We start from the raw sequence: 22,987 nt of genomic DNA on the forward strand, positions 1-22,987 counted from the left end.
GCGGCATTTAACCTTGCACCGTCGAGGGCTGTCGCCGAGGGGGCCGATCAGATGTCTGCGCCAATCGACCGTCGTCTGTTGCTGCGCCGCGCCGCCATGCTCGGCGCCTCGCTGCCATTTGCCAACCTGACCGGTTCGGCGCGCGCAGGAGCACCCGGTCTGATCGCGCGCCGGGTATTCTTCGACAATCCCGATTACATCAACGTCCGCCTTAGCCCCGACGGGACGCAGCTCGCCTGGGTTGCGCCGCTCGACGGCGTGAACAATCTCTGGATCGCGCCGCTGTCCGACCTCAAGGCGGCGCGGCCGGTCACCCGCGTCACCGACCGCAACATCTCGAACGTGTATCGCTGGGCCCATACCAACCGCCATCTGGTGTTCTTTCGCGAGCGCGACGGTGACGAGAACTGGCGCGCCGCCAGCGTCGACGTCACGGACGGCAAGATCGTGCCGCTGACGCCGGAGGCCGGCGTCAAGTCGTTCGTGCAGGAATCCGATCGCAAGTTTCCCGACGAGATGCTGCTGCAGCACAACCAGCGCGACAAGCGATATTTCGATCTGTACCGCGTCAACATCGTGACCGGCGCAAGCGTGCTCGTTTACGAGAATCCGGACTATGCCGGCCTGGTTACCGACAGCGCATTCCAGTTGCGCATCGCCACGCGGCTGGCCGCCGATGGCTCTGCCGAAGTGTTCGAGCGTCGTCCGGACGGCAGCTGGGCGCCGTTCGCGACGGTGCCGATTGCCGATACCGACACGACGCACATCCTCGATTTCAGCGAGGACGGCAACACGATGTACCTGATCGACTCGCGGGGCCGCGACAAGGCGGCGTTCTTCGCGCTCGACATGGCGACGCGCCAGACCACGCTGCTCGCCGCCGACGAAGACGCCGACATCGTGCGCGCGATCTTCGACGAGCACCGCCGGCCGATCGCGGCATTGGCGGTCACCGACCGGGTCCGCTGGCACGCCATCGATCCGGGCGTCAGCCAGAATCTCGCCGATCTGACTCGGCACGGCGCCGGCGACATCAGCTTCGTCAGCAACAGCGACGATCTGCGGCTCGGCAGCATCTACTACGAGCGCGATACCGAGAGCGGCGAATACGCGCTGCTCGACCGCAAGACGCGCGAGGTGCACAAGCTGTTCACCCAGCGCCGCGCACTCGACGGCCTGGCGTTACGCAAGCTGGAACCGGTGGTGATCCCCGCGCGCGATGGCCTGCGCCTCAACTGCTACCTGACCCGGCCGGTCGAGGCCGAAGCCGGCCGCGTGCCGCTGGTGCTGGTGATCCATGGCGGTCCTTACTACCGCGACAGCTGGGGCTTCAGCCCGGTCCATCAATGGCTCGCCAGCCGCGGCTATGCGGTGCTTGCCGTCAACTATCGCGGTTCGACCGGCTTCGGCAAAGCCTTCGTCACCACGGCCGACCACGAATGGGGCGGCAAGATGCATGACGATTTGATCGACGCGGTCGATTGGGCGATCGCGCAAGGCATCGCCGATCCGAAGCGCGTCGGCTTCTTCGGCGGCAGCTATGGCGGCTATTCGGCGCTGGTGGCCGCGACCAAGACGCCCGACGTCTTCGCCTGCATCGTGGATCTGTTCGGCATCTCCAATCTGGTCACATTCATGGCGACGATCCCGCCCTACTGGGGCCCGTGGATCAGCGTCTGGAAAAACCGGCTCGGCGATCCCGACACCGAGGCCGGCCGCGCGTTCCTGGTCGAACGTTCGCCGCTGACCCACATCGATCGCGCCACCAAGCCGATCCTGATCGCCCAGGGCATGCGCGACGTGAGGGTCGTGGCTGCCGAGTCCGAGCAGATGGTCAATGCGCTCAAGCAGCGTGGCGTGCCGGTGACCTACGTCACATTCGCCGACGAGGGGCACGGCTTCGTGCGGCCGGAAAATCGGCTCGCCTTTTATGGTGTCACCGAAGCATTCCTCGCCAAGCACCTTGGCGGTCGTTGCCAGCCGATTGGCAATGACTTCGCGGGTTCGTCGCTCAAGGTCGAGACCGGAGCCGAACTGGTGCCCGGGCTGCGCGGCTGAGACGGATCGCGCCGCTCGAAAGCGTCCTAGTCCTTGCGCAGGGCGAAATAGGCGCCGCAGAACGCCATCACGGCGCCGAGGCACAGCGCGGCGAGGCCGGCGACCACGGCGGAAATGGTCGAGACCGTGCTCGGCGCCGAGGCGGCCTGGCCGGCGCCCGCCAGCATCAGCACGCCGACGACGATCAGGAACTGTCGCATCCGCTGCGGGATCTGGCCGGCGACCGCGCTGTGCATCAGATTGGCGGTGAAGTAGCCGCCGGAAAACCCGACGGATGCGATCAGCCACCAGGCGATCGCCGCGCCGGCCGGCATGAATTCGCGGGTATCGGAGCGCCACAGGCCGCCGAGATCGAGCCCGTAGCGCGCGCCGAGCATATGCACGGCAAGCGCCAGCAGCACGCCGGATATCATAGCGCCGCCGAGGATGAGGTAGCGTGGAAAATAGGTCGTCTCGGGCATGGCCCGCTTGTAGGATAAGCCCGACCTTCCGCGCAAGCGCGCGGATACGCTCGATCAGGTGGAACGGCGGATTGCCAACAACGTTGCAGGACCGGTCGGAGGCAGGCGAGGGCACAGCGGTGCGCTATGCGTACAAGGCCTCGTTGATCGGCTCGGCGCACCAGTTCGAACTGACCGAGGACGGGCTGGCGTGGCGGATCGCCGGCCGGTCCGGCGTCTGGGACTACGCCGACATCTCCGCCGTGAAGCTGTCCTATCGCCCGGTCTCGATGCAGCAGCAACGGTTTCGCGCCGACATCGACAACGCCAAAGGCGGTCGAATCGCGATCCTCTCGACCACCTGGCAGACCGCGACGCTGGTGGCGCCGCAGGGCCATCTCTATCGCGACTTCATCGTCGCGCTGCATCGTAGGATGCAGGCGGCCGGCAGCACGGCCCGGCTGGTCGGAGGGCTCGGGCCGAAGACATACACCGCCGCGCTGGCGCTGCTGGCCTGCCTTGCGGTGGCAATGCTCGGCTTGCTGCTGATGGCGCTATGGACCGCGAACTGGATGGGTGCGCTGTTCCTGGTCGGCTTTGCCGCGCTGTTCACCTGGCAGGTCGGCGGCTTCGTCACCCGCAACCATCCGCGGCGCTACAGTTTCGATCGGTTGCCCGATGCGCTGCTGCCGAAGGTCACCCGCAATCAAGCGCAATGAAGCAGCGCTTCGCGCGACCGACTGTAAGCGGGCTGTAAGCAACACGCTGTAATATTAGCGCCTGATTTGCTTTCAGCTGGAGTGTCAGATGACAATCCGGACCCCCATTCTGGCTCTATGCCTCATCCTCTTGAGCATGCATCCGGCTCTCTCCAAGGGCAGCGTGGGCAACAAGCATGATCCGCTTGATCACCATCACATCGACAATCTGCCCGTCGATGTGCGGCAATACGTTGCCGGGATTTGCAAGGGGGCGCCTGTCGCGCAGCACGACTTCGCGACCTACTCGCCGCAGGAGAAGCGCTGGCGGATCAACCTCGAATATCTGCAGTGCGGCGTGATCGGAGAGTATCGCAGAGGCGACCAGTGCCTCGATGTCGACTTCGTTGCCGAGGGCGCGCATTTTCGTCTCGCTCGAAAGACGTACGCCGCCTGCGGTTATTGATGTTGGTGCTGCGTTCCGAAGGCCAACTCGGAGTGCAGATGCGATGTCACTCCGTCGAATCGAAATCCTCTTCGGTCGCGCTCAGCATGCCGGCAAGCGTGCGCAGGCCGAGATCGAGCTGCTCCATCGGCGGCGCGGCAAGCGCGAGCCGCACCGCATTGGGCGCATGGCCCGGCGTGGCGGCGAAGGTGGTCGACGGCGTCAGCGCGATGTCGCGGCGCGCTGCCGCCGCGACCAGGGTCTGCGAGCGCCAGTGCGGCGGCAAGGTCAGCCAGAGGTGATAGGATTTCGGGTTGGTCTGGATCTCGAAATCGGCCAGATGCTTCGCCGCGATCTGCTGGCGGCGGCCGGCGTCGATCCGCTTCAGCCGTGACAATTCGGCGGCGGTGCCGTCGGCCATCAGCCGCTGCCCCGCCGCGAAGGCGTAGCCCGACGCGGTCCAGCCGCCCGAGCGCACCGCGGCCATGACGCTCTCGCGCAGCCGCGGCGGCGAGACGATGAAGCCGAGCGCGAGGCCCGGCGCGACCTTCTTCGACAGGCTGTCGAGCACGATGCAGCTGTCCGGCGCCAGCGACGCCAGCGGCACCTCGTCATCGAGGAAGCCGTAGACGCCATCCTCGATGATGACGAGGCCGAGCTTCTCCACCACGCGCAACAGCTCGGCGCGACGCTCGGCCGGCATCGTGATGCTGAGCGGGTTCTGGATCGTGGGCTGGACATAGATCGCGGACAGATGCGCCTCGCGATGCGCCTTCTGCACCGCGTCCGGGCGGACGCCGTGCTCGTCCATCGCAAGCGGCACCAGCGAGACACCGAGCCGCGCGGCGATGCCCTTCACGAAGGGATAGGTCAGCGCCTCGACGCCGCAGCGTCCGCCTGATGGCACAACAGCGGCGAGCGCGGCGGCGATGCATTGCCGGCCATTGGCGGTGAACACGATCTGATCCGGATTCGGCGACCAGCTCTTGCGTGCGAGGAATTCGGCGGAGATCGTCCGCGCCGCCCGGGTGCCGAAACTGGTGGCCGGCCGCAGCGCGCCTTCGAGCACCTCGGGCCGCTCGAGCCCTTCCAGGCTCTTGGCGATCATCGTCGCCTGGTGCGGCAGCAGGGGATAGTTGAATTCGAGGTCGATGCGGGCGCCGCGCGGCTCGGGCGGGGCCACATTGCCGCGGCGCGCTTCACCGGACACGAAGGTGCCGCGGCCGACCTCGCCGACCACCAGCCCGCGCCGCAACAGCTCGGTGTAGACCCGGCTCGCGGTCGAGACCGCGATGTTGCGGTCATAGGCGAAATGACGCTGCGGCGGCAGGCGGTCGCCGGCCTTTAGCGCGCCGCTGGCGATCTCGGCGGCCACCGCATCCGCCAGCTTCAGATATTCGAACCGGGACATTATTGCACCGAGAACAATGTTTCGCTTGCTCCGAGCAATGTACCGGATCATTTAAGGGGAAACAAGCCCATGATTGTACCGAGGAGCGCGAAAGCAACCCGAGGTGATGACGGCGCGGCTGCGAAATGGCATTTGCGTCAACGGCACAGCTTTGCCGTCTGGGCATAGAAGGAGATAGACGATGACGACGGTAACCTCAACCGCCCCTACGCCCGCGCGGTCCAGCATGCGCGGCGGATTGCTCCGATTGCTCCGACTGACGGGCGATGCGCTGGCGGGCCATTGGATGCGCCGCGAGGCGATCAAGACGCTGCGCCAGCTCGACGACCGGACGCTGCGCGACATCGGAATCTCGCGCTGTCAGATCGAGACCGCCGTCACCGGCGATCTCGATCTGGAACTGGTGCGGGTGCGTTAGGCTGCTGCTGCTGCGCTGGCGCGTGATCCGGAAAACGACGCAGCGGTTTTTCGTGCTCAAACAACGAGCTCGGCGCCGGTTTGCAGCATTCACCGAAACTACACCAAAGAAGCGGAAGAGCCCCGGTTTGTGATCTGCGTCGCTGCAAGGTTGTGACGCGCTATGCTAGCGTATTCGCCGCGTACGCTAGCGTGGTAGTTGGGGACCGATGGCCGCTCGCAAATTGTCGCAAGGGCAGGCCCCGACCCGGGAAGCGCGTCGCCGCTGGCACGAGGAGCGGTCGCTGCGCTGTGCGATCAGGCTCGCCCGCATGGGCTACTGGGAATCGCAGAGCGCCACCGCGACCGAATTCTGGATATCGCCGGAGCTAGCTGCCTTCTACCAATTCGAGACGGTCGACGGCTTCGTCTCCATCGCTGAGGTGCGCGAGCGCTATCTGCCTGAAAGCCGCAAGGTTCTGGAGTCGCATTACGCGGCCTGCTGGGCGGAGGGGCGGCCCTATGCCGTGCAGACGCGGCTGCGCGGCTCCGACGGCAGCCTGCTCGACTGCGTGGTGCATGGCGAGCCGGACTTCGACGCGCGTGGTCAGGTCCGGCGCGTGTCCGGCATTGTTCGCGACGTCACCGAGGAGACCTCCGCGCTGCGGCGCCTGGCGGAGAGCGAGCAGCGGCTGGCCGATTTTGTCTCGACCGCCTCGGATTGGTGCTGGGAAAGCGATGCCGAGCATCGCCTGCTGCCTTATCCCAAATCGCTCGCCGGCAATGCCGCCTTCCAGACGGTGGCCGCCGGCCGCAAGGCGCGCTGGGAACTGGCCTATGCGCCGGAGGACGCGGAGGCCATGGCGCAGCACCGCGCCGACATGGAGGCCCGTCGCCCTTTTCGCGACTTCACCTATACGCTGATCGGCCAGGACGGCTCGCGCGTCAGCATCTGCACCAGCGGCAAGCCGATCTACGCCGATGATGGCAGCTTCCGCGGTTATCGCGGCACGTCGAGCGACATCACCCAGCTCCGCGCGGCCAAGGCGCTGCTCGACCAGCGCACGCGGGCGCTGGAGGAAGCCCACCGCCTCGGCAAGATCGGCACCTGGAGCTACCGGCTGGACACCGGCCGCACGGTCTGGGCGCCCGAGCTCTACCAGCTGCTCGGCTTTGCGCCCGGCACGTTCGAGCCGACCGATGCGAGCATGAAGCCCTATTTCCTGGACGGCGACGCCGAGCGCTTCCGCGAGGTGCAGAAGCGGGTGCTGCGCAGCCGCAGGACCGAGGCCACCGACCTGCGTGTGCTGCACGCAGACGGCACGGCGCGCGATCTGGCCGTGATCTGCAAGGCGGAGGTCGCCCACGACAAGGTGATCGGCATCATCGGCACCGTGCAGGACGTCACCGAGCGCAAGGAGGCCGAGCGCCAGCTCGAGCAGCTCGCCTACAGCGATCCCCTGACCGGTCTTGCCAATCGCGCGCTGTTCAAGCGCCAGCTCGCCAGCCTGATCGAGGGCTGCGCGCCGGGCAGCCGCGGCGGCGCGCTGCTGCTGATCGACCTCGATCGCTTCAAGGAGGTCAATGATTCCCTCGGCCATGCCGCCGGCGACGAATTGCTGATCCGGGTGGCGGCCGCGTTGCGGCAGGAATTGGGGCCGCGCGCCTTCATCGCCCGGCTCGGCGGCGACGAATTCGCCGTGCTGGCCGACGGATACGGCGCGTCCGACACCGCGCTGACCGGGCTTGCCGATCGGCTCATCGGCAAGCTCTCCGGCCCGGTCGAACTCATCGAGGGCGAGGCCTCGGTCGGCGCCACCATCGGCATCGCGCGCCTGCCGGAGCATGGCGCGACAGCGGAAACCGCCATGCGTAATGCGGATCTCGCGCTCTACATGGCGAAGGAGGCCGGGCGCGGCCGGGCGCAATTGTTCGAGCCGGTCTACGCCCAGGCGGTCGATGAGCGGCTCGATCTCGGCCGGCATCTGCGCCACGCCGTCGAGGCCGGCGCGCTCGAGGCGCATTACCAGCCGCAGCTGGACCTGAAGACCGGCCGCGTCACCGGCTTCGAGGCGCTGCTGCGCTGGAGCCATCCCGAGCGCGGCCCGATCTCGCCGGCGGAGTTCATCCCGATCGCCGAAAGCTCCGGGCTGATCGTCGATCTCGGCCTGTGGGTGCTGCGCGAGGCCTGCCGGCAGGGCCGCGCCTGGCTCGATGCCGGGCTGCCGCCACGCTCCGTCTCGGTCAACGTCTCGCCGGCGCAGATCTGGAACGTGGATTTCGAGGCGGCGGTCGCGGCCGTGCTGGCAGAGACCGGCTTTCCGGCGAAGCTGCTCTGCCTGGAGCTGACCGAAAGCCTGTTCGTCGATCACACCGAGCAGCGGATCAGCCGCACGCTGACGGCGCTCTCCGACCTCGGCGCCCGGCTGGCGCTGGACGATTTCGGCTCGGGCTATTCCTCGCTCGGCTATCTGACACGGCTGCCGTTCGACTGCCTGAAGGTCGACCGCGCCTTCGTGGACGGCATTTCCAGCGCGCCGGAGAAGCGCAAGCTGCTCGGCGGCATCATCGCGCTGTCGCACGGGCTCGGCATGACCGTGGTGGCGGAGGGCGCCGAATTGCCGGCCGAAGTGGATGTGCTCGGCACCCTCAATTGCGACCTGGTGCAGGGCTTCGTGTTCTCGCCGCCGATCGCAGCCGACCAGGCGCCGCTGGTCGCCGCCTCGATCGAGCGCGAGGCGCGCCGGACCGAGCCGAAACAGAATCGCGGCTAGGCGAACAACGGGTGGGATCCAATGTATATTCGCCAGATTGTTTTCGCCGTCGTGCTGCTCGGCGGTTTGGTTCGGTTCGGGCCTGCCACAGCTGAAGACGGCTTCCCAGCCGCGGAGTGGGAGCATGTCACCCCTGCAGAGTTGGGCTGGTCGGAGACCGCATTGGCCCAGGCGCGATCCTTTTCGGATCAACTTCGCTCGAGCGCGGTTGTGATCGTTCAGCACGGAAAGGTGGTGGCGGAGTGGGGCAATACGACGAAGCCGATGGAAGTCGCTTCAGTCCGCAAGAGCCTGCTCAGCGCCCTGATCGGCATCGCTGTGTCGGATCACCTGATCAATCTCGACAGCACGCTTGGCGAACTCGGCATCGACGATAATCCGCCCGGCCTGAGCGGGAGCGAGAAGGGCGCGACGGTGCGCGAACTCCTCGAAGCGCGTTCCGGGGTCTACCACGCAGCGCTCTACGAGACGCCGGACATGGCCAAGATGCGACCGCCGCGCGGCAGCCACCCGCCCGGCACCTTCTGGTACTACAACAATTGGGACTTCAACGCGCTCGGCACGATCTACGAGCACGCAACCGGAAGCGGCATCTTCGAGGCGCTCGACCAAAAGATCGCAAAGCCAATCGGCATGCAGGACTACCGGCAACAGGATGGCAGCTACGTCCGCGGCGAAGCGTCTATCCACCCCGCCTATGAGATCCGCATGAGCGCACGGGACTTGGCGCGTTTTGCACTTCTCTATCTGCACAACGGCAGTTGGGCCGGACACCAGATCGTGCCGCGGGAGTGGGTGGAAGAGAGCACGCGTGGCTATTCGAGAGCGGCGTTCGGGCCGGGCTATGGCTATCTCTGGTGGACCGGCTTTCTGGGTGGTGCCGTTGCGCCTACGGTGACTTTGCCCGAGGGCAGCTTTTGGGCCGAAGGTCAAGGTGGCCAATACGCCTTGGTCGTGCCCGCGCTCGACCTCGTCGTGGTGCATCGTGTCGACCGCGACACGCCCTACACCGAACCTTCCATGCGTAGTTTTGGCAGGCTCTTCTGGCTGATCCTGAAGGCCGAGGGTTATGATCCCGGGCCCGATGCCTCGCTCACCGCAGCGATCGGCGAACGACCGACAGGGGAGACCTTGGCCGCAAAACTCCGGGGCAGGACGATCAGCTTCGGTCCCAAGCTCAGGGATGGTCCGCGCACAATGCGATTCGATCCCGACGGCCGGATGACCTATACGCACCGAGACGAGGCCCTCGAACCTGCGGCCGGGACATGGACGGTCGCGGAGGACAAGCTCTGTATCCTCAACCCGGGTGCCAGACGTCGCTGCTACATTCCAGTGCTGAACGGTGAACAGATTGAGTTGTTCGACCAGCTCGGTGTCATGCAAATCGCCGGGGTGGTGCTGCCTCAGTGATCTGCATGCAGCAGTCGGCTCGCTGTGTCCGCTTTTCGGCGCATAGCGACCATCGCGCCTTCGGTCAGCATTTCATCGAGCCTGACCGCCGAGATTAGGTTCCGGCGCTGTCAGTCGCAAAAAAAATTTGGGCAGGCCCTTGAAGGGCATTTTTTCGATTCCCAAGTCGGTTGCCGCCGAGCCGGTTCTGGACGCTGGTCGCCGAGGCCGAGGAAGTCGAAGCCCGCGACAGCGGCGCCGGCGAGGCACTGCTGATCAGGCCATCCGCAACGATGGCCGGCTCACGTTTGAAGGAGAAAGGAGAGACACACCAGGAGACCCAAGATGAGCAGACGCATGCAAACTCGATCGCGCAAAAGCGGGACGGCTGTACTGCATTGGCTCATGTTCGTCCTCAGCTTTCTGACGATCGGATGGATCAGCTTCGTACCGACAGGAGGATGAGATGACCAGGAATCGAAAACCCGTCTCCGCTGCCCGGGAGACCTTCAGCCGTAGCCGGAGATTTATTGCCGGCGCCTTCGCATTGGCGATGTTGTCGCCGACCGGCGCCATCGCCATGGACAGCACGCCCAAAGTGACGTCCGATCGAGCCGGCCATGCACTGCCGCTCCCACCCGTCCGCTATCTCGATTCGATGCGCTGGATGGATTGGAAGCCGAACGCGCCGCTGTTCAAGGTCGACACCCTGCTGCTGCCGGACAGCACCCACCCGGGCATGTTCCGCCTTCCCTGGGATGACGAGCGGGACCTGCCCCACGTCAGCTGAAGTCGACGAGGCCGGAATGTCCCAGCCTGCATCGAGGCCGCCCGCATCGCAGGGCGGGCGGCCGCTTCCAGCTTAAAAAAATCAAAGGAGGCCCTTGAAAGAACCGCAGATCTGACCGCAGTCACAGCATCGGGACGCCGGGTGTGGGCGCAGGGCGCCCGCACCGCCCCGTATCAACAGGAGAACAAACCCGTACCGACAGGAGAAGAAACATGGCTATTCGTGATCTCATTCCCTGGACAAAGAACCAGGAGCTTGCGCCCGTGCGCGATACCTACGATCCGTTCATGACGTTGCATCGGGAGATGAATCGTCTGTTTGACGATGTGTTTCGCGGCTTCGGCGGCACCAGCCCGCTCATGGAGGGCCGCTTCGGCTGGCCAAGGCTCGAGCTGAACGATGGCGACAAGAACCTGACCATCTCGGCGGAGCTGCCCGGCATGACCGAGAAGGACGTCCAGGTCGAAATTGCCAATGGCGTCCTGACCATCCGCGGCGAGAGGAAGGCCGAACGCAACGGCGAGGGGAAGTACTTCACCGAGCGCTATTATGGCTCTTTCGAGCGCCAGATCCCGCTTGAGGGCGTGCACGAGGACAAGGCGGAGGCGTCGTTCAAGAACGGCGTCCTGACGATCTCCTTGCCGAAATCCGACAAGCCGCGAGAAGGCGTCAAGCGCGTCGCAATCAACGCCCATTAAAGCGCGACGAGATTGCGTTGAATCGTCTTCGCGCTTTTGCCTCGAGCTGATCTTCGCGCAAACGCGTTCCGCGTTTGTCGCAAGGGAGAACCGTTCGACACTTTTCCGGATCGTGCTCCAAGCCAAATCAATGCGGGCGGCGCCGAAGACGCCGCCCGCATTGCTGCTTGCGTTCATGGTGAAGGGGCATCGCCATGGGCGGTGCACGGGCCGCAATCATCACCGGTGCAACCGAGCCCAGCGGAAAGTTTTTCGGCGTTTGTTAACGAAAGCCGGAGGCGCCGGGCCAGCGCCAACGGTCTTCAGAAAATTTTCTGCGTCCCTCTTGAAACCAAAAGCGACTTTGCTAATTTTTTAGTCGCCACCGAATGGTGGCGTCCGGGCGCCGCATGGGCCCGGGCAGTGAGACGGGCACCGGTCGTGTCCGGTGCCGCTCGTATCCATCTTGCTCTTAGGAGGATTTGGCTATGCGCACTTACGACTTCTCTCCCTTGTGGCGCTCGACCGTCGGCTTCGACCGCCTGTTTGACCTCGCGGAAATGGCCCAACGGGCCGGCGAGGACAATTATCCCCCCTACAATATCGAACGGCTGGCGGAGGACCGCTATCAGATTTCGCTGGCGGTTGCCGGGTTTGCGCCAAGCGATATCACGATCACGGCCGAGCAGAACGTGGTCACGATCGAAGGCAGCAAGTCCGACAAGGCCGAGCGGGACTTCCTGTATCGCGGCATCTCGACCCGCAACTTCAAGCGCCAGTTCAATCTGGCGGACTATGTTCAGGTCAAGAGCGCCGCGTTCGACAACGGCCTGCTCAAGATCGAGCTGGTCCGGGAGATCCCGGAAGCCATGAAGCCGCGCCGGATCGCGATCAACGGCGTGCCGGCCGACAACGTCCAGAAGCTGGAAGCCAAGGCAGCCTAGTCAGGGCTCAGATTGGCGGCCGCGCGACGCGCCGCGCGGCTGCCGCTCGTCGTCAATGAAAAGGAGGATACCATGCGGCCGACGACCGCCGACGACAATGTTTTCGACTTCAACGCGCTGCTTCATCCCGGCACGGTCTTCGAGCACCCGAAGGACGTGGTGAATCACCCCGTCCTGACAACCGGCGAGAAGAGGGCAATTCTGGCGTCCTGGGCGTCGGATGCCTCCGCAATCGCATCTTGCCCCTCGATGCGCTCGCCTGCCGGACTGAAGAAGCCGGTTTCGATCGACGAGATCCTCGAAGCGCTGTGCGAGCTCGATGGCGGTCCCCGGAATTCTCCCGGAGGCAAGCCCTGCAGATTGCGCTCTACCGAACGTGCCATCGCTGCCTGAGGCGGGGAGGTCGGACCATGCTCGAAGCGAACCTGCAACGGCTGCGCGCGCATCAAAGGAATATCGACCGCTATCGCAGGCTGCTGGCAACGCGTCTCTCGGATCTTGAGCGCTCCTATGTCGAGCGCCGATTGAGCGAAGAGCAGGCTTCCGCGGCGGAACTTCTGCGAGAGACGTTCCCCGAGCGCCTCTCCGCGCTGCTGCCGAGGATCGAGGGACGAACGACAACGCTTGAAATGGCCGCGCTGCTGAACCCGGCCGGCGCGTTCGCTCATCCCATGGACGTCGTCGACGACTGCGATCTGACACGGTACGAGAAGCGGGCAATCCTGTCATCCTGGGCCGCAAACGCTTGCGGGGTCCCGGGACCAAGCCAGTCCGTTCAGGATAATGCCGTCAGCTTCGACGATATCCTTGACGCCTTGCACCGTGTGGAGCCGGAACCCGAGCCCGCCGCCGATCACGGCAAGAAATCTGGCCGTCACCAGGGGCGCGATGGTCCGGACGGTCTTTCCATGGACGCCTAAGAAGCTCCGAGGGGCAGAATGTGAGCCGCCGGCTCCTTTGCATGGGGTTGTTCCTCGATATTTGGGCCGAGCCGTCAGCGGCGGCCCCATGGCCCACCCCCGTTAGTGCCGCACAACCAGCACCGAGCATTTGGCATAGCGCACCACGTGCCCGGCATTCGAGCCGAGGAAGTAGGTGCGCATCGCCGGCCGGTGCGATGTCATCACGATCAGATCGGCCTTCATGTTTGCGGCCTCTTCGAGGATCTCGTGATAGATGCCGCCCTGGCGGACCACGCCGGAGATGCGCCCGGGCGCGATGCCGGATTCGCGCGCGACGATGGCAAGCGCTTCTTCCGACGTTTCACGCTGCTGGCTGTCGAAATCCGCCGGGACGTATTCGGCGAGCATCACCGGTGTCATCGGCAGCACGTTGAGCAGGCGCACCGCGCCGTTCCATGTTTGCGACAACGTTGCAGCGGTTGCGATCGCCGGCTTCGCCAGATCGGTATCGGCGAGGTCGATCGGCACGAGAATGGACTTGTACATCTGCGCCTCCTGTCCGCGATTGGTCTGGAGCCGTTTAGTCCCTGTGCCGGGACGCGCGCCTTCTTCTTCGTTGCATCGACGCGAACCGGTCCCCCTGTCGCGCGGAATTCAATATAGCATGACGGAACCGCGCTGTCCGCTCGCGTCAGTTGCGTGAGGCCAGCTTCAACAGTTTCGGACTGACGAACAGCACGAGCTTGCCGCGCCGGAACGAGACCTCATTCCAGTCGTCGGTCGCGAACTCGAACACGGCAAGCCCCGAGGTGGGCAGATTGTCGGCGAGTGCGCGCTTGGCGGCCTCCTCGCCGTTGCCGGTCAGCGTCAAGGCGAGCTCATGCATGCCGGGATTATGGCCGATCAGCAGCAGCCGCTTCGGATCGGTAACGGACGCCATCCGGATCGCGGTCAGCAGTTGCGCCGGATCGGCGCCGTAGAGGTCCGGCACGAATTCGACTTTCGGCGCAGGTCCCGCACCCTCCAGTGCGTCGCGCACGATCTCCCAGGTCTGCGTGGTGCGGACCGCCGGCGATACCAGTGCCAGGTTGGGCAGGGGCGGATGGCGGGCGATCCAGCCGCCGATCTCCGCCGCATCGCGGTGGCCGCGCTCGTCGAGGCGACGGTCCTGGTCCTGCCCTGACGGCGCGTCGGTTTCGGTCTTGGCGTGACGCAGCAGCAGCAAACGGCGCATGAACTTCCATTCTCGATTCGGTCTGGTCGAATTAATTCTACAGGCTCATGCCCTGGACAAGGTGACAAGCGCCGCAGCGGTTCGTAAGAAACGCCATGAGCGAGACTTCCACAAGTGCGGCGGACGGCCCCGACGAGGCGGCCTCGGCGTTCCGCGACCGCCTGGCGTTCGACCTCGACGTCGACATTTGCGTGGTCGGGGCGGGGCTGGCCGGCCTGACCGTGGCGCGCGAGGCGGCGCGGCTTGGCGCCAGCGTCGCCGTGCTCGAGGGCCGCCAGGTCGGCTGGAACGCCTCCGGCCATCATCTCGGAACTGTGATGCCGGGCTATGGCCTGCCGATATCGGATGTGATCGAGCGCGTCGGCCTCGACAATGCCCGCGAATTGTGGGCGCTGTCCAAAGAAGGCGCCGACTATGTCCGCGCCACCGCCACCGAGGATCTGATCCCCGGCATCAAGCCGAGCGACGGCGCGCTGGAAGTCTCCAACGTCGATATCGGCGAGGCGCTGATCAGCCGGTTGCAGACGCTGGGCGAGGATTTTGCCACCGAGGTCGAAGGCTGGCAGGTCGATCGCGTGCGCAGCGTGCTCAGGACCGGCCGCTACTTCCACGGCATCTATTACCCCAGGGCGTTGCAGATCGACGGCCGCAAATATGTCCACGGGCTCGCCGCGCTGGCCGTGCGGGCAGGCGTGCGGATCTTCGAGGAGACGCCGGTCGTCAGCATCGATTTCTCGGGCATCCGGAAACGCATCGTGACGCCGACGGCGCGGCTGCGCGCCAACCACATTGTCCTCGCCGGCAATGTCCATCTCGGTTCGCCGCTGAAGCGCTTGTCCGATACGCTGCTGCCGGTGTGGCGCTACGCGGCATTGACCGAGCCGCTCGGTGAACGGCTGGCGGAGACCATCGCCTTTCCCGGCTCGGTCGTCGACAGCGACGGCATCGACCATTTCCGCGTCGTCGACGGCGATCGCCTGTTGTGGGCCAGTCCGGAAACCACCTGGAATGCGCGGCCGAAGCGGCTCAGCGCGGCGGTGCAGCGCCGCATCGCCACGGTGTTTCCGCAGCTCGGCAAGGTTCCGGTCGCCGATGTGTTCGGCGGCGCGGTCGGCGTCACCGTGCACGGCATGCCGCAGATCGGACAATTGCGCCGAGGCCTGTGGGTGGCGAGCGGCTTCGGCCGGCAGGGGCTCAGCACCTCGGCGCTCGCGGGCCAGTTGATCGCACGCAGTATCCTGTGGGGCGACGACCGCTGGCGGTTGTTCTCGCCGTTCGAACTGGTCTGGGCCGGCGGCACCACCGGCCGCGTTGCCGGGCATTTCGTCAGCCTGTGGACGAGGGGCGCTTCCTCCGTGGCGGGCGTCCTGGCGCGCTACCGCGAGGGGGCGCGCGCCAGGGAGGAGGCCCGTGAGGCGCGGCTCGCCGAGGCCAATCTCAAGGCGGGAACCCGGGGACCGGCGCCCCGTCGCCCGCCGGGGGCCGCGATGCGGCCGGCGGCCCCGCCTGCGCCCCGGCCGGTCGAGGACGATGAGCCGCGGTATCCTCGCGCCTCGCAAGAAAGTGAGCGGATCACCGACGGGCGGATGTAACGTCCAGCGACGGGGTTCGTATTTGTTGACGAGCCCGTTCGGCCCGACTTGGCCGCCCGCATCGGAGATGATTGATGATCGATCGCCGTATCCTGCTTGCTTCCGTCGCCAGCCTGCTGAGCTTCGCCGCCTTCCGCTGGCTGCGCGCCTCGCCGGCCGAGGCCTCTGATAACAAGGCCGCCGAGAAATTCGAGATCGAGAAGACCGACGCCGAGTGGAAGGCGCAGCTGACGCCGCAGCAATACGAGATCCTGCGCAACCAGGGTACCGAGCGGCCGGGATCGAGTCCGCTGCTCAAGGAGCACCGCAAGGGCACCTTCGCCTGCGCCGGCTGCGACCTGCCGTTGTTCTCGTCCGAGACCAAGTATGAGAGCGGCACCGGCTGGCCGAGCTTCTGGAAGCCGCTGGAGAATGCGGTCGGCACCACGTCGGACCGCACCTTCGGCATGGTGCGCACCGAGGTGCACTGCCGCCGTTGCGGTGGCCATCTCGGCCACGTGTTCGACGACGGCCCGAAGCCGACCGGACTGCGCTACTGCATGGACGGCTTTGCGCTGGTGTTTCACCCGGCCGCGCCCTCGGCGACCTGACGAGTACCGCCATCTTCAGCCAGGGAGCGCGGGTCACGACAGCGCTCCGTCCCGGCAATTGTTGCCTGCCCGGCAATTGTGCCCCGGTTAAACGGCCGGGGCTTTTTTTTCAAGCGCATGATTTTGTTACGGTTCGTTTCCTGGCACGACCCTTGCGACGTGCTCCGCCGATGCGGCCACCTGCTGATTGCCAGCCGCCGGGATTAGAATTGGAGAACATGTCATGGGTATCTTCGGCGCACTTACGACCGCGGTCGGTGGCTTGCGCGCAGGGTCGTACGCGCTCGAGAACATCTCCGGCAACATCGCCAACTCGCAGACCACGGCCTTCAAGCGCATCGATACCTCCTTTCTCGATCTCGTCCCGCAGACCGCGTTGACCGCGCAGCTCGCCGGCGGCGTCACCGCGCAGTCGCGCTCGACCAACTCGGTGCAGGGCGACGTGCAGTCGGCCTCGGTCGCGACCTTCATGGCGATCAACGGCAACGGCTTCTTCGCAGTGCAGAAGCCCGGCAGCTTCACCGACGGTTCGCCGGTGTTCGACGGCGTCGACCGCTACACCCGCCGCGGCGATTTCCAGCTCAACAAGGACGGCTATCTGGTCAACGGCGCCGGCTACTATCTCGAGGGCGTGCCGATCGACCCGACCACCGGCAACCCCTCGGGCTCCTCGCCGCAGGTGCTGCGGTTCAAGAACGACTTCCTGCCGGCGCAGCAGACCACCAAGATCGACTATCGCGCCAACCTCGCATCCTATCCGCTGACCACCTCGCACGATACCTCGGTGCCCGGCTCCGAGCTGATCCGGCCGGGCGCGTTCAGCAGCGGACATAACCCGCTGGTGCTGGGCACGCCGGCCGCGCCCTATACCGATTCCTCCGTCACCGGCACCGCGCAGAACAACAAGGCGACGCCGTCGGTCGCCAACACCGCCGCGACCCTGCTGTCGGGCGCTGCGGGCACCGACTCGATCAATACCAATTTCAGCGCCGGCTCCGCCGGTCCGCCCGTGGTGCCGGCCGATACCATCACGGTCAACGGCACCGTCATCACCTTCGTGGCTTCGGGCGCGACCGGCAACCAGCTCAACGTCACCGACAGCATCGGAACGCTGCTCGCCAAGATCGACGCGATCACCGGCACCGCGACGCCATCGACCATCAGCGGCGGCAAGATCACCCTGCATTCCGGCACGTCGTCGGACCTCAACGTGACGAGCTCGAACTCGACGGCGCTCGCGGCGCTCGGCTTCACCGGCTCGGCGGTCGCGACCCGCGGCGGCGGCGGCACCGTCGGCACCGGCCAGGTGGTCGGCAACGACAACTCGACCTTCCTGAACGAATCCGTCTCGGGCGGCGCCGTCACCGCCTACGACGTCTCGGGCGCACCGGTGAACCTGCAATTCCGCTGGGCCAAGACCGACAGCTCCTCGCTGGGCGCCGGACATACCGATACCTGGAACCTGTTCTATCAGGTCGACCCCAACGCCACCGGCACGCAGGTCTCCTGGCAGAACGCCAACGTCAACTTCACCTTCGCCTCGAACGGTCAGATGTCGCCGGCGATCTCGTCGGTCACCCTCAACAATGCCGTCGTCAACGGCGTCTCGCTCGGCAACCCCGTGATCAATTTCGGCTCCGGCGGCGTGACCCAGTTCGCGGATGCCAATGGCAACGTCCAGGTCAACCAGATCCAGCAGGACGGCTTTCCGGCCGGCCAGCTGCAATCGGTCAGCGTCTCGACCAACGGCCGCATCGTCGGCAACTACACCAACGGCCGCAACATCGACCTCGCGGAAATTTCGGTCGCGACCTTCAACGGCACCAACTTCCTCAAGCGCATCGACGGCGGCGCGTTCGAGGCGACCGACGAATCCGGCGCGGCGTTGTTCGGCAAGGCCGGCACCATCGTCGGTTCGTCGCTCGAGAGCTCGAACACCGACATTGCGGACGAGTTCACCAAGCTGATCGTGACTCAGCAGGCCTATTCGGCCAACACCAAGGTGATCACGACGACCAATTCGATGGTGCAGGATCTCCTGAACGTGGTGCGCTGATCGCATCATTGACGCACGCGTGAAGCAGTAAAGGCGAGTACACAGCATGGGTTTGAGCCAAGCCCTTTCCACCGCGATGTCCGGCCTGCGCGCCACGCAGGCCTCGCTCTCGCTCGTGTCGTCGAACGTCGCCAACGCGGAGACGCCCGGCTACGTCAGGAAGACGCTGAACCAGACCACCGGCACCACCGGCCAGTTCGGCTCGAGCGTCCTGATCACCGGCGTCAACCGCCAGCTCGACGAATTCCTGCAGACCCAGCTTCGCACCGAGACGTCGGGTGCCGCCTATGCCGACGTCCGCTCGCAATTCCTGGCCAACCTGCAGGGCGTGTACGGCAATCCCGACACCACCGGCACCATCGAGGATGCCTACAACAAGTTCCTGACCGCGCTGCAGGGGCTGTCGACCAGCCCGGACTCGCAGTCGGCGCGCATCGGTGTCGTCAACGCCGCGCAATCGATGGCGCAGCAGCTCAATGCGACCTCGCAGGGCATCCAGACGCTGCGCGCCAATGCCGAAGCCGGCATCAGCGACTCCATCAACACCGCCAACAATGCGATGCAGCAGATCGCGCGCCTCAATGTGCAGCTGGCGGCCAATAGCGGCGTGACCGATGCGTCGACTGCGGCGCTGCTCGATCAGCGCGATCGCTACGTCACGCAGCTTTCGCAGCTGATGGATATCCGCACCGTCACCAACGGCCAGAACCAGGTGTCCGTGTTCACCAATTCCGGCGTGCAGCTGGTCGGCACCGAGGCGGCGACGCTCAGCTTCAATGCCCAGGGCACGATGACGCCCAACACGCTGTACAACACCGACCCGACCAAGAGCACCGTCGGCACCATCACCATCACGTTCCCGCATGGCGGCACCTACGACATGGTGTCGACCAACTCGATCCGCTCCGGCAAGATTGCGGCCTATCTCGAGCTGCGCGACAACACGCTGGCGCAGGCCCAGACCCAGATCGACCAGTTCGCCGCCGCGATGTCGAGCGCGCTGTCGGACAAGACCACCGCGGGGACGGCGGCCACGGCGGGGGCGCAGTCCGGCTTCGACCTCGATCTTTCGGGGCTGCAGAACGGCAACACCATCCACGTCTCCTACAAGGACAACACCACCGGGCTGACGCACAATCTGTCGATCATCCGCGTCGACGATCCGAGCGTGCTGCCGCTGAGCAATACCGCGACCGTCGATCCGAACGACGAGGTGCTGGGCGTGGATTTCTCCGGCGGCATGAGCTCGGTGCTGGCACAGCTCAACGGCGCGCTCGGCGGAACCGGCCTGCAATTCTCCAATCCCTCGGGATCGACGCTGCGCGTGCTTGACGACGGCGCCGCCAACAAGGCCGACGTGACCGCAGCCTCCGTCACCTCGACGGTCTCGTCGCTGACGTCAGGCGATCCGCAGCTGCCGCTGTTCACCGACAATGGCGGGCTCTACACCGGTGCGATCACCGCGAACGGCGCCCAGTCGACCGGACTTGCCGCACGGATCAGCGTCAACACCGCGCTGGTCGGCGATCCCTCGCGCATGGTCGTGTACTCGACCAATCCGCAGACCCCGGCCGGCGACACCACGCGCGCCAACCTTATCCTGAACCAGCTGTCGAACGCATCGTACAGCTATTCGCCGCAGACCGGCCTCGGCACGTCGGGCGCGCCGTTCACCGGCACGCTGCTGAACTTTGCCAAGCAGTTCATCAGCCAGCAGGGCGAATCGGCGACCGCCGCCAAGCAACTGGCCGACGGTCAGGACGTCGTGCTGAATACGCTGCAAACCAAGATGGACTCGACCTCCGGCGTCAACATGGACGAGGAGATGGCGCATCTGCTCTCGCTGCAGAACGCCTATTCGGCCAATGCGCGCGTGATGTCGTCGATCAAGCAGATGTACGACGCGCTGCTGCAGCTCACGTGAGGGTAACATGTCGATCGACGGCGTAAGCGGCAGAACATCCTATATCGGCACCACGATCCTCAACCTGCGCAGTCAGCTCAACGACCTGACGACGCAACTCGCGACCGGCAAGGTCTCGACGACCTATGCGGGGCAGGGGCTTGATCGCGGCTTCGCGCTCAGCCTGCGCGCCCAGATCAGCAGCATCAACGCGTTCTCCGACACTGCCACCAATCTCAACACGCGTCTGAATGTCGCCAACCTCACCTTGCAGGGGTTGTCCGATGTCGGCACCCAGGTGAAGAACGCGGCGACCACGGCGACGCTGACGCTTAACAACAATGGCCAGACCTCGGGCCAGATCACGGCGCAGGCCGCCTTTGCCAACGCAGTCGCGATGCTGAACAGCCAGTCCGGCGACCGCTATTTGTTCTCCGGCCGCGCGATGGATACGCCAGCCACGGTCTCCGCCGACACGATGTTGAAGGGCACGGCAACCCAGGCCGGTCTCACCCAACTCATCAATGAGCGCAAGCAGGCCGATCAGGGCGCCAATTTGATGGGGCGCCTGAGCGTCTCGTCGCCGCCGGCGACCACGACGGTGACCAGCGTCGCCGAGGACGGCTCGCCGTTCGGGCTGAAGCTGCTGTCGGTGCAATCGTCATTGACCGGTGCTACCGTGACGCAGCCGACCGGCGCGCCGAAATCCGCCTCGGTCGATCTCGGCGCCGTCAATCCGAAGGATGGCGACAAGATCACGTTCAATTTCACGCTGCCCGACGGTACCACCGATGCGATTGAGCTGACGGCGACGACGACGAACCCGCCGCCGACCGGCTCGTTCCTGATCGGCGCCGACACCACGGCGACGACGGCCAACTTGCAGTCGACGCTGACCTCCTCGATCAAGACGTTGAGCGACACCTCGCTGGTCGCAGCCTCCGCGGTGGCAGCGTCCAACAACTTCTTCAATCCGGTCGCGACCGTCTCAGGCGCCGCCGTCAACAACCACAACACGCCGCCGGCGCCGATCTCAGGCGCCACGGCGCTTTCGGGCGCGGCAGGCACCGACTCGCTGTCGACGGGCTTCGCGGCCGGTGACACCATCACGGTGAACGGCACCCCGATCACCTTCGTGGCTTCGGGCGCCACCGGCAACCAGGTCAACATCACCGACAGCGTGCAGACGCTGATGGCGAAGATCGACCAGATCAGCGGCACCAAGAACCCGTCGACCATCAGCAATGGCGTGATCACCTTGCACGGCGCCGACGGCGAGAGCCTCTCGATCTCGAGCTCGAATACCGCTGCGCTCGGCGCGCTCGGCATCGCCAACAACACCACCGCGGCCCCGGCGCCGCTCAGGGTCGGCGGACCGCCGTTCGACACCGCCACCAGCCTGGTCGCGGGCACGCCCGACAACACCGTCTACTGGTACACCGGCGAGAACGGCGCGGGATCGGCGCGCGGCACCGCGGTCGCGCAGGTCGATCAATCGATCACCGTGCAATATGGCGCCCGCGCCAACGAGCAGGCGTTCCGCTATCTGCTGCAGAACGTCGCGGTGTATGCCGCGGTCACCACCAATGCCAGCAACCCCGAATGCGAGCGCGCAGGTGACGGCGCTGGCGCAGCGCGTCAGCGGGAATCTTGCCCCGCAGAACGGCCAGCAGCAGATCCAGGATGTGCAGGCCGAGTTCGCCGGCGCGCAGACCGCGACCAAGGCCGCCACCGATCGCCAGACCCAGCTCAAGGGCATGGCGGAGACGATGCTGGACTCGGTCGAAGGCGTCAATCAGGACGAGGTCGCGACCAAGATCCTGGCGCTGCAGACCAGCCTGCAGGCGTCGTACCAGACGACGTCGATGCTGTATCAGACCACGCTGCTGAAATATCTGCCGATCAGCTGATCGCGCACCGCCCATCTCCAGCCAGCAAAAAGGCCTCCTCGCGGAGGCCTTTTTCGATGCGACGAGCGGATGCGCTACGCGCTCTTGCGGGTCTCATCCTGAGTGGCGCGCGCGCTTTCCAGCAGCTTCTCCTCATGCGCGATCAGCTTCTTGGATTCCTTCAGCGCGTGATAGAGGTCGCCGTTGAGGATGAAGTTGTTGACGCTCTCGATGAACGGCCAGGCGCTCGGCATCGCGGTGATGATGTCGCGCACCAGGCTGAAATAGGTCGGGTGGTGCGCCATCGGGTCCGGCGACAGATACATCAGCTGCACCGCGAGATAGATCAGCTTCGCCGGGGTGTCTGCGGTCTCCGGCGTCAGGATATCCTTCTCGCGCAGGATCGGGATGCGGTCGCCGTCGATCAGCAGGCGGGCGCGCTGATCGGTGTTGGTGATCACGCAATTGCCGACGATGATGCGCTCGTTCGGTTTGAGTTCGACCTTCAGGGCCATGACCGTTCTCCTTTGCCGGCAGTCGCGCGATGTCGCAGCTAGCGGAACATGTTCGGCGCTGCTTAGCAGCCGCCGTCGCGGCCCCGGGGCCGATGCGACAGCGATCCTTTCCCATGATGGTTAATGCTTGGTGAACATGGGGCGGGCGCAGGGATCGGCGTGCGGCCGGAATCGGTAGTTCTCTCAGTCGTTTTCGGCGGCGAATCTCGCCTGATGGCGACAATTTTATTCTTCTGCATTTGTCTCAAATGCGGTTCCGAAGATTTCTGTTTCCTTCGCGG

At 65.4% G+C, this 22,987-nt stretch carries 21 protein-coding genes and 1 pseudogene; 16 read left to right on the forward strand and 6 right to left on the reverse strand.

Annotation, left to right across the window (positions count from 1 at the left end; genetic code table 11):
• The first annotated feature begins 51 nt into the window (after window positions 1-51).
• Complete coding sequence (locus ACVW17_RS21600) at window positions 52-2,058, forward strand: S9 family peptidase (RefSeq protein WP_456797858.1); 2,007 nt, start codon at window positions 52-54, stop codon at window positions 2,056-2,058.
• A 26-nt stretch (window positions 2,059-2,084) separates the two neighbouring features.
• Here ACVW17_RS21600 and ACVW17_RS21605 read toward each other — a convergent pair whose 3' ends face one another.
• Complete coding sequence (locus tag ACVW17_RS21605; protein ID WP_456753799.1) at window positions 2,085-2,519, reverse strand: hypothetical protein; 435 nt, start codon at window positions 2,517-2,519, stop codon at window positions 2,085-2,087.
• An 83-nt stretch (window positions 2,520-2,602) separates the two neighbouring features.
• On the opposite strand from ACVW17_RS21605, the gene ACVW17_RS21610 reads away from it, so the two are divergent.
• Both ACVW17_RS21610 and ACVW17_RS21615 read left to right on the forward strand, forming a co-directional pair.
• Window positions 2,603-3,217, forward strand: coding sequence for a hypothetical protein (locus tag ACVW17_RS21610; RefSeq protein WP_456756492.1), 615 nt, complete (start codon window positions 2,603-2,605; stop codon window positions 3,215-3,217).
• An 88-nt stretch (window positions 3,218-3,305) separates the two neighbouring features.
• Window positions 3,306-3,662 (forward strand): hypothetical protein, encoded by a 357-nt coding sequence (locus tag ACVW17_RS21615; RefSeq protein WP_456797859.1) that lies wholly within the window; start codon window positions 3,306-3,308, stop codon window positions 3,660-3,662.
• Between the two features lie 46 nt (window positions 3,663-3,708).
• On the opposite strand, the gene ACVW17_RS21620 is transcribed toward ACVW17_RS21615, so the two are convergent.
• A complete protein-coding gene (locus ACVW17_RS21620) occupies window positions 3,709-5,052 on the reverse strand; it encodes an aminotransferase-like domain-containing protein (protein WP_456753801.1) in 1,344 nt (447 codons plus the stop codon).
• Window positions 5,053-5,299: 247 nt separating this feature from the next.
• Between ACVW17_RS21620 and ACVW17_RS21625 the strand changes: the two genes are divergently transcribed.
• The 8 genes from ACVW17_RS21625 (at window position 5,300) to ACVW17_RS21660 (ending at window position 12,945) form a co-directional block, all read left to right on the forward strand.
• Window positions 5,300-5,470, forward strand: coding sequence for a DUF1127 domain-containing protein (locus ACVW17_RS21625; RefSeq protein ID WP_456753802.1), 171 nt, complete (start codon window positions 5,300-5,302; stop codon window positions 5,468-5,470).
• Window positions 5,471-5,678: 208 nt separating this feature from the next.
• Window positions 5,679-8,222: an EAL domain-containing protein gene (locus ACVW17_RS21630; RefSeq protein ID WP_456797860.1), complete on the forward strand. Its 2,544-nt coding sequence runs from the start codon at window positions 5,679-5,681 to the stop codon at window positions 8,220-8,222.
• A 21-nt stretch (window positions 8,223-8,243) separates the two neighbouring features.
• A complete protein-coding gene (locus tag ACVW17_RS21635) occupies window positions 8,244-9,635 on the forward strand; it encodes a serine hydrolase domain-containing protein (RefSeq protein WP_456797861.1) in 1,392 nt (463 codons plus the stop codon).
• A gap of 445 nt (window positions 9,636-10,080) precedes the next feature.
• Complete coding sequence (locus ACVW17_RS21640; RefSeq protein WP_456797862.1) at window positions 10,081-10,404, forward strand: hypothetical protein; 324 nt, start codon at window positions 10,081-10,083, stop codon at window positions 10,402-10,404.
• A gap of 212 nt (window positions 10,405-10,616) precedes the next feature.
• Window positions 10,617-11,102, forward strand: a complete 486-nt coding sequence (locus ACVW17_RS21645; RefSeq protein ID WP_456798989.1) for an Hsp20/alpha crystallin family protein — start codon at window positions 10,617-10,619, stop codon at window positions 11,100-11,102.
• 467 nt (window positions 11,103-11,569) lie between these two features.
• The gene (hspD, locus tag ACVW17_RS21650; RefSeq protein WP_456797863.1) at window positions 11,570-12,025 is read left to right on the forward strand and encodes a small heat shock protein HspD; all 456 of its coding nucleotides are present in this window, start codon (window positions 11,570-11,572) and stop codon (window positions 12,023-12,025) included.
• A gap of 72 nt (window positions 12,026-12,097) precedes the next feature.
• A complete protein-coding gene (locus ACVW17_RS21655) occupies window positions 12,098-12,418 on the forward strand; it encodes a hypothetical protein (RefSeq protein WP_456753807.1) in 321 nt (106 codons plus the stop codon).
• Between the two features lie 17 nt (window positions 12,419-12,435).
• Window positions 12,436-12,945 (forward strand): hypothetical protein, encoded by a 510-nt coding sequence (locus tag ACVW17_RS21660; RefSeq protein ID WP_456797864.1) that lies wholly within the window; start codon window positions 12,436-12,438, stop codon window positions 12,943-12,945.
• Window positions 12,946-13,047: 102 nt separating this feature from the next.
• Here the strand turns inward: ACVW17_RS21660 and ACVW17_RS21665 are convergent, their stop codons facing one another.
• Both ACVW17_RS21665 and ACVW17_RS21670 read right to left on the reverse strand, forming a co-directional pair.
• Entirely contained in the window at window positions 13,048-13,473 is a 426-nt protein-coding gene (locus ACVW17_RS21665; RefSeq protein WP_163159795.1) for a universal stress protein, read from the reverse strand.
• A gap of 145 nt (window positions 13,474-13,618) precedes the next feature.
• On the reverse strand, window positions 13,619-14,161 hold the full coding sequence (locus ACVW17_RS21670) for a SixA phosphatase family protein (protein ID WP_456797865.1): 543 nt from the start codon (window positions 14,159-14,161) through the stop codon (window positions 13,619-13,621).
• Window positions 14,162-14,256: 95 nt separating this feature from the next.
• Here ACVW17_RS21670 and ACVW17_RS21675 point away from each other — a divergent pair, with 95 nt between their 5' ends.
• The 4 genes from ACVW17_RS21675 to flgK all read left to right on the forward strand — a co-directional run bounded on the left by ACVW17_RS21675 (window position 14,257) and on the right by flgK (window position 20,323).
• Window positions 14,257-15,753, forward strand: coding sequence for an NAD(P)/FAD-dependent oxidoreductase (locus ACVW17_RS21675; protein ID WP_456797866.1), 1,497 nt, complete (start codon window positions 14,257-14,259; stop codon window positions 15,751-15,753).
• Window positions 15,754-15,827: 74 nt separating this feature from the next.
• A complete protein-coding gene (gene msrB / locus ACVW17_RS21680; RefSeq protein WP_456753811.1) occupies window positions 15,828-16,343 on the forward strand; it encodes a peptide-methionine (R)-S-oxide reductase MsrB in 516 nt (171 codons plus the stop codon).
• Between the two features lie 223 nt (window positions 16,344-16,566).
• Window positions 16,567-18,399 (forward strand): flagellar hook-basal body complex protein, encoded by a 1,833-nt coding sequence (locus tag ACVW17_RS21685; protein ID WP_456753812.1) that lies wholly within the window; start codon window positions 16,567-16,569, stop codon window positions 18,397-18,399.
• 46 nt (window positions 18,400-18,445) lie between these two features.
• On the forward strand, window positions 18,446-20,323 hold the full coding sequence (flgK, locus tag ACVW17_RS21690; RefSeq protein WP_456797867.1) for a flagellar hook-associated protein FlgK: 1,878 nt from the start codon (window positions 18,446-18,448) through the stop codon (window positions 20,321-20,323).
• Here flgK and ACVW17_RS21695 read toward each other — a convergent pair.
• Window positions 20,316-20,819 carry a hypothetical protein gene (locus ACVW17_RS21695; protein WP_456799039.1) on the reverse strand — a complete coding sequence of 168 codons (504 nt, stop codon included), beginning with the start codon at window positions 20,817-20,819 and terminating at the stop codon, window positions 20,316-20,318. The genes flgK and ACVW17_RS21695 overlap by 8 nt on opposite strands.
• Between ACVW17_RS21695 and ACVW17_RS21700 the strand changes: the two are divergent.
• A pseudogene (locus tag ACVW17_RS21700) lies at window positions 20,748-22,212 on the forward strand (flagellar protein). The gene ACVW17_RS21695 and the pseudogene ACVW17_RS21700 overlap by 72 nt on opposite strands.
• A 74-nt stretch (window positions 22,213-22,286) precedes the next feature.
• Here ACVW17_RS21700 and flbT read toward each other — a convergent pair.
• Complete coding sequence (flbT, locus tag ACVW17_RS21705) at window positions 22,287-22,706, reverse strand: flagellar biosynthesis repressor FlbT (RefSeq protein ID WP_456753815.1); 420 nt, start codon at window positions 22,704-22,706, stop codon at window positions 22,287-22,289.
• Window positions 22,707-22,987: the final 281 nt, after the last annotated feature.

This window comes from Bradyrhizobium sp. USDA 4473 (assembly GCF_054063335.1).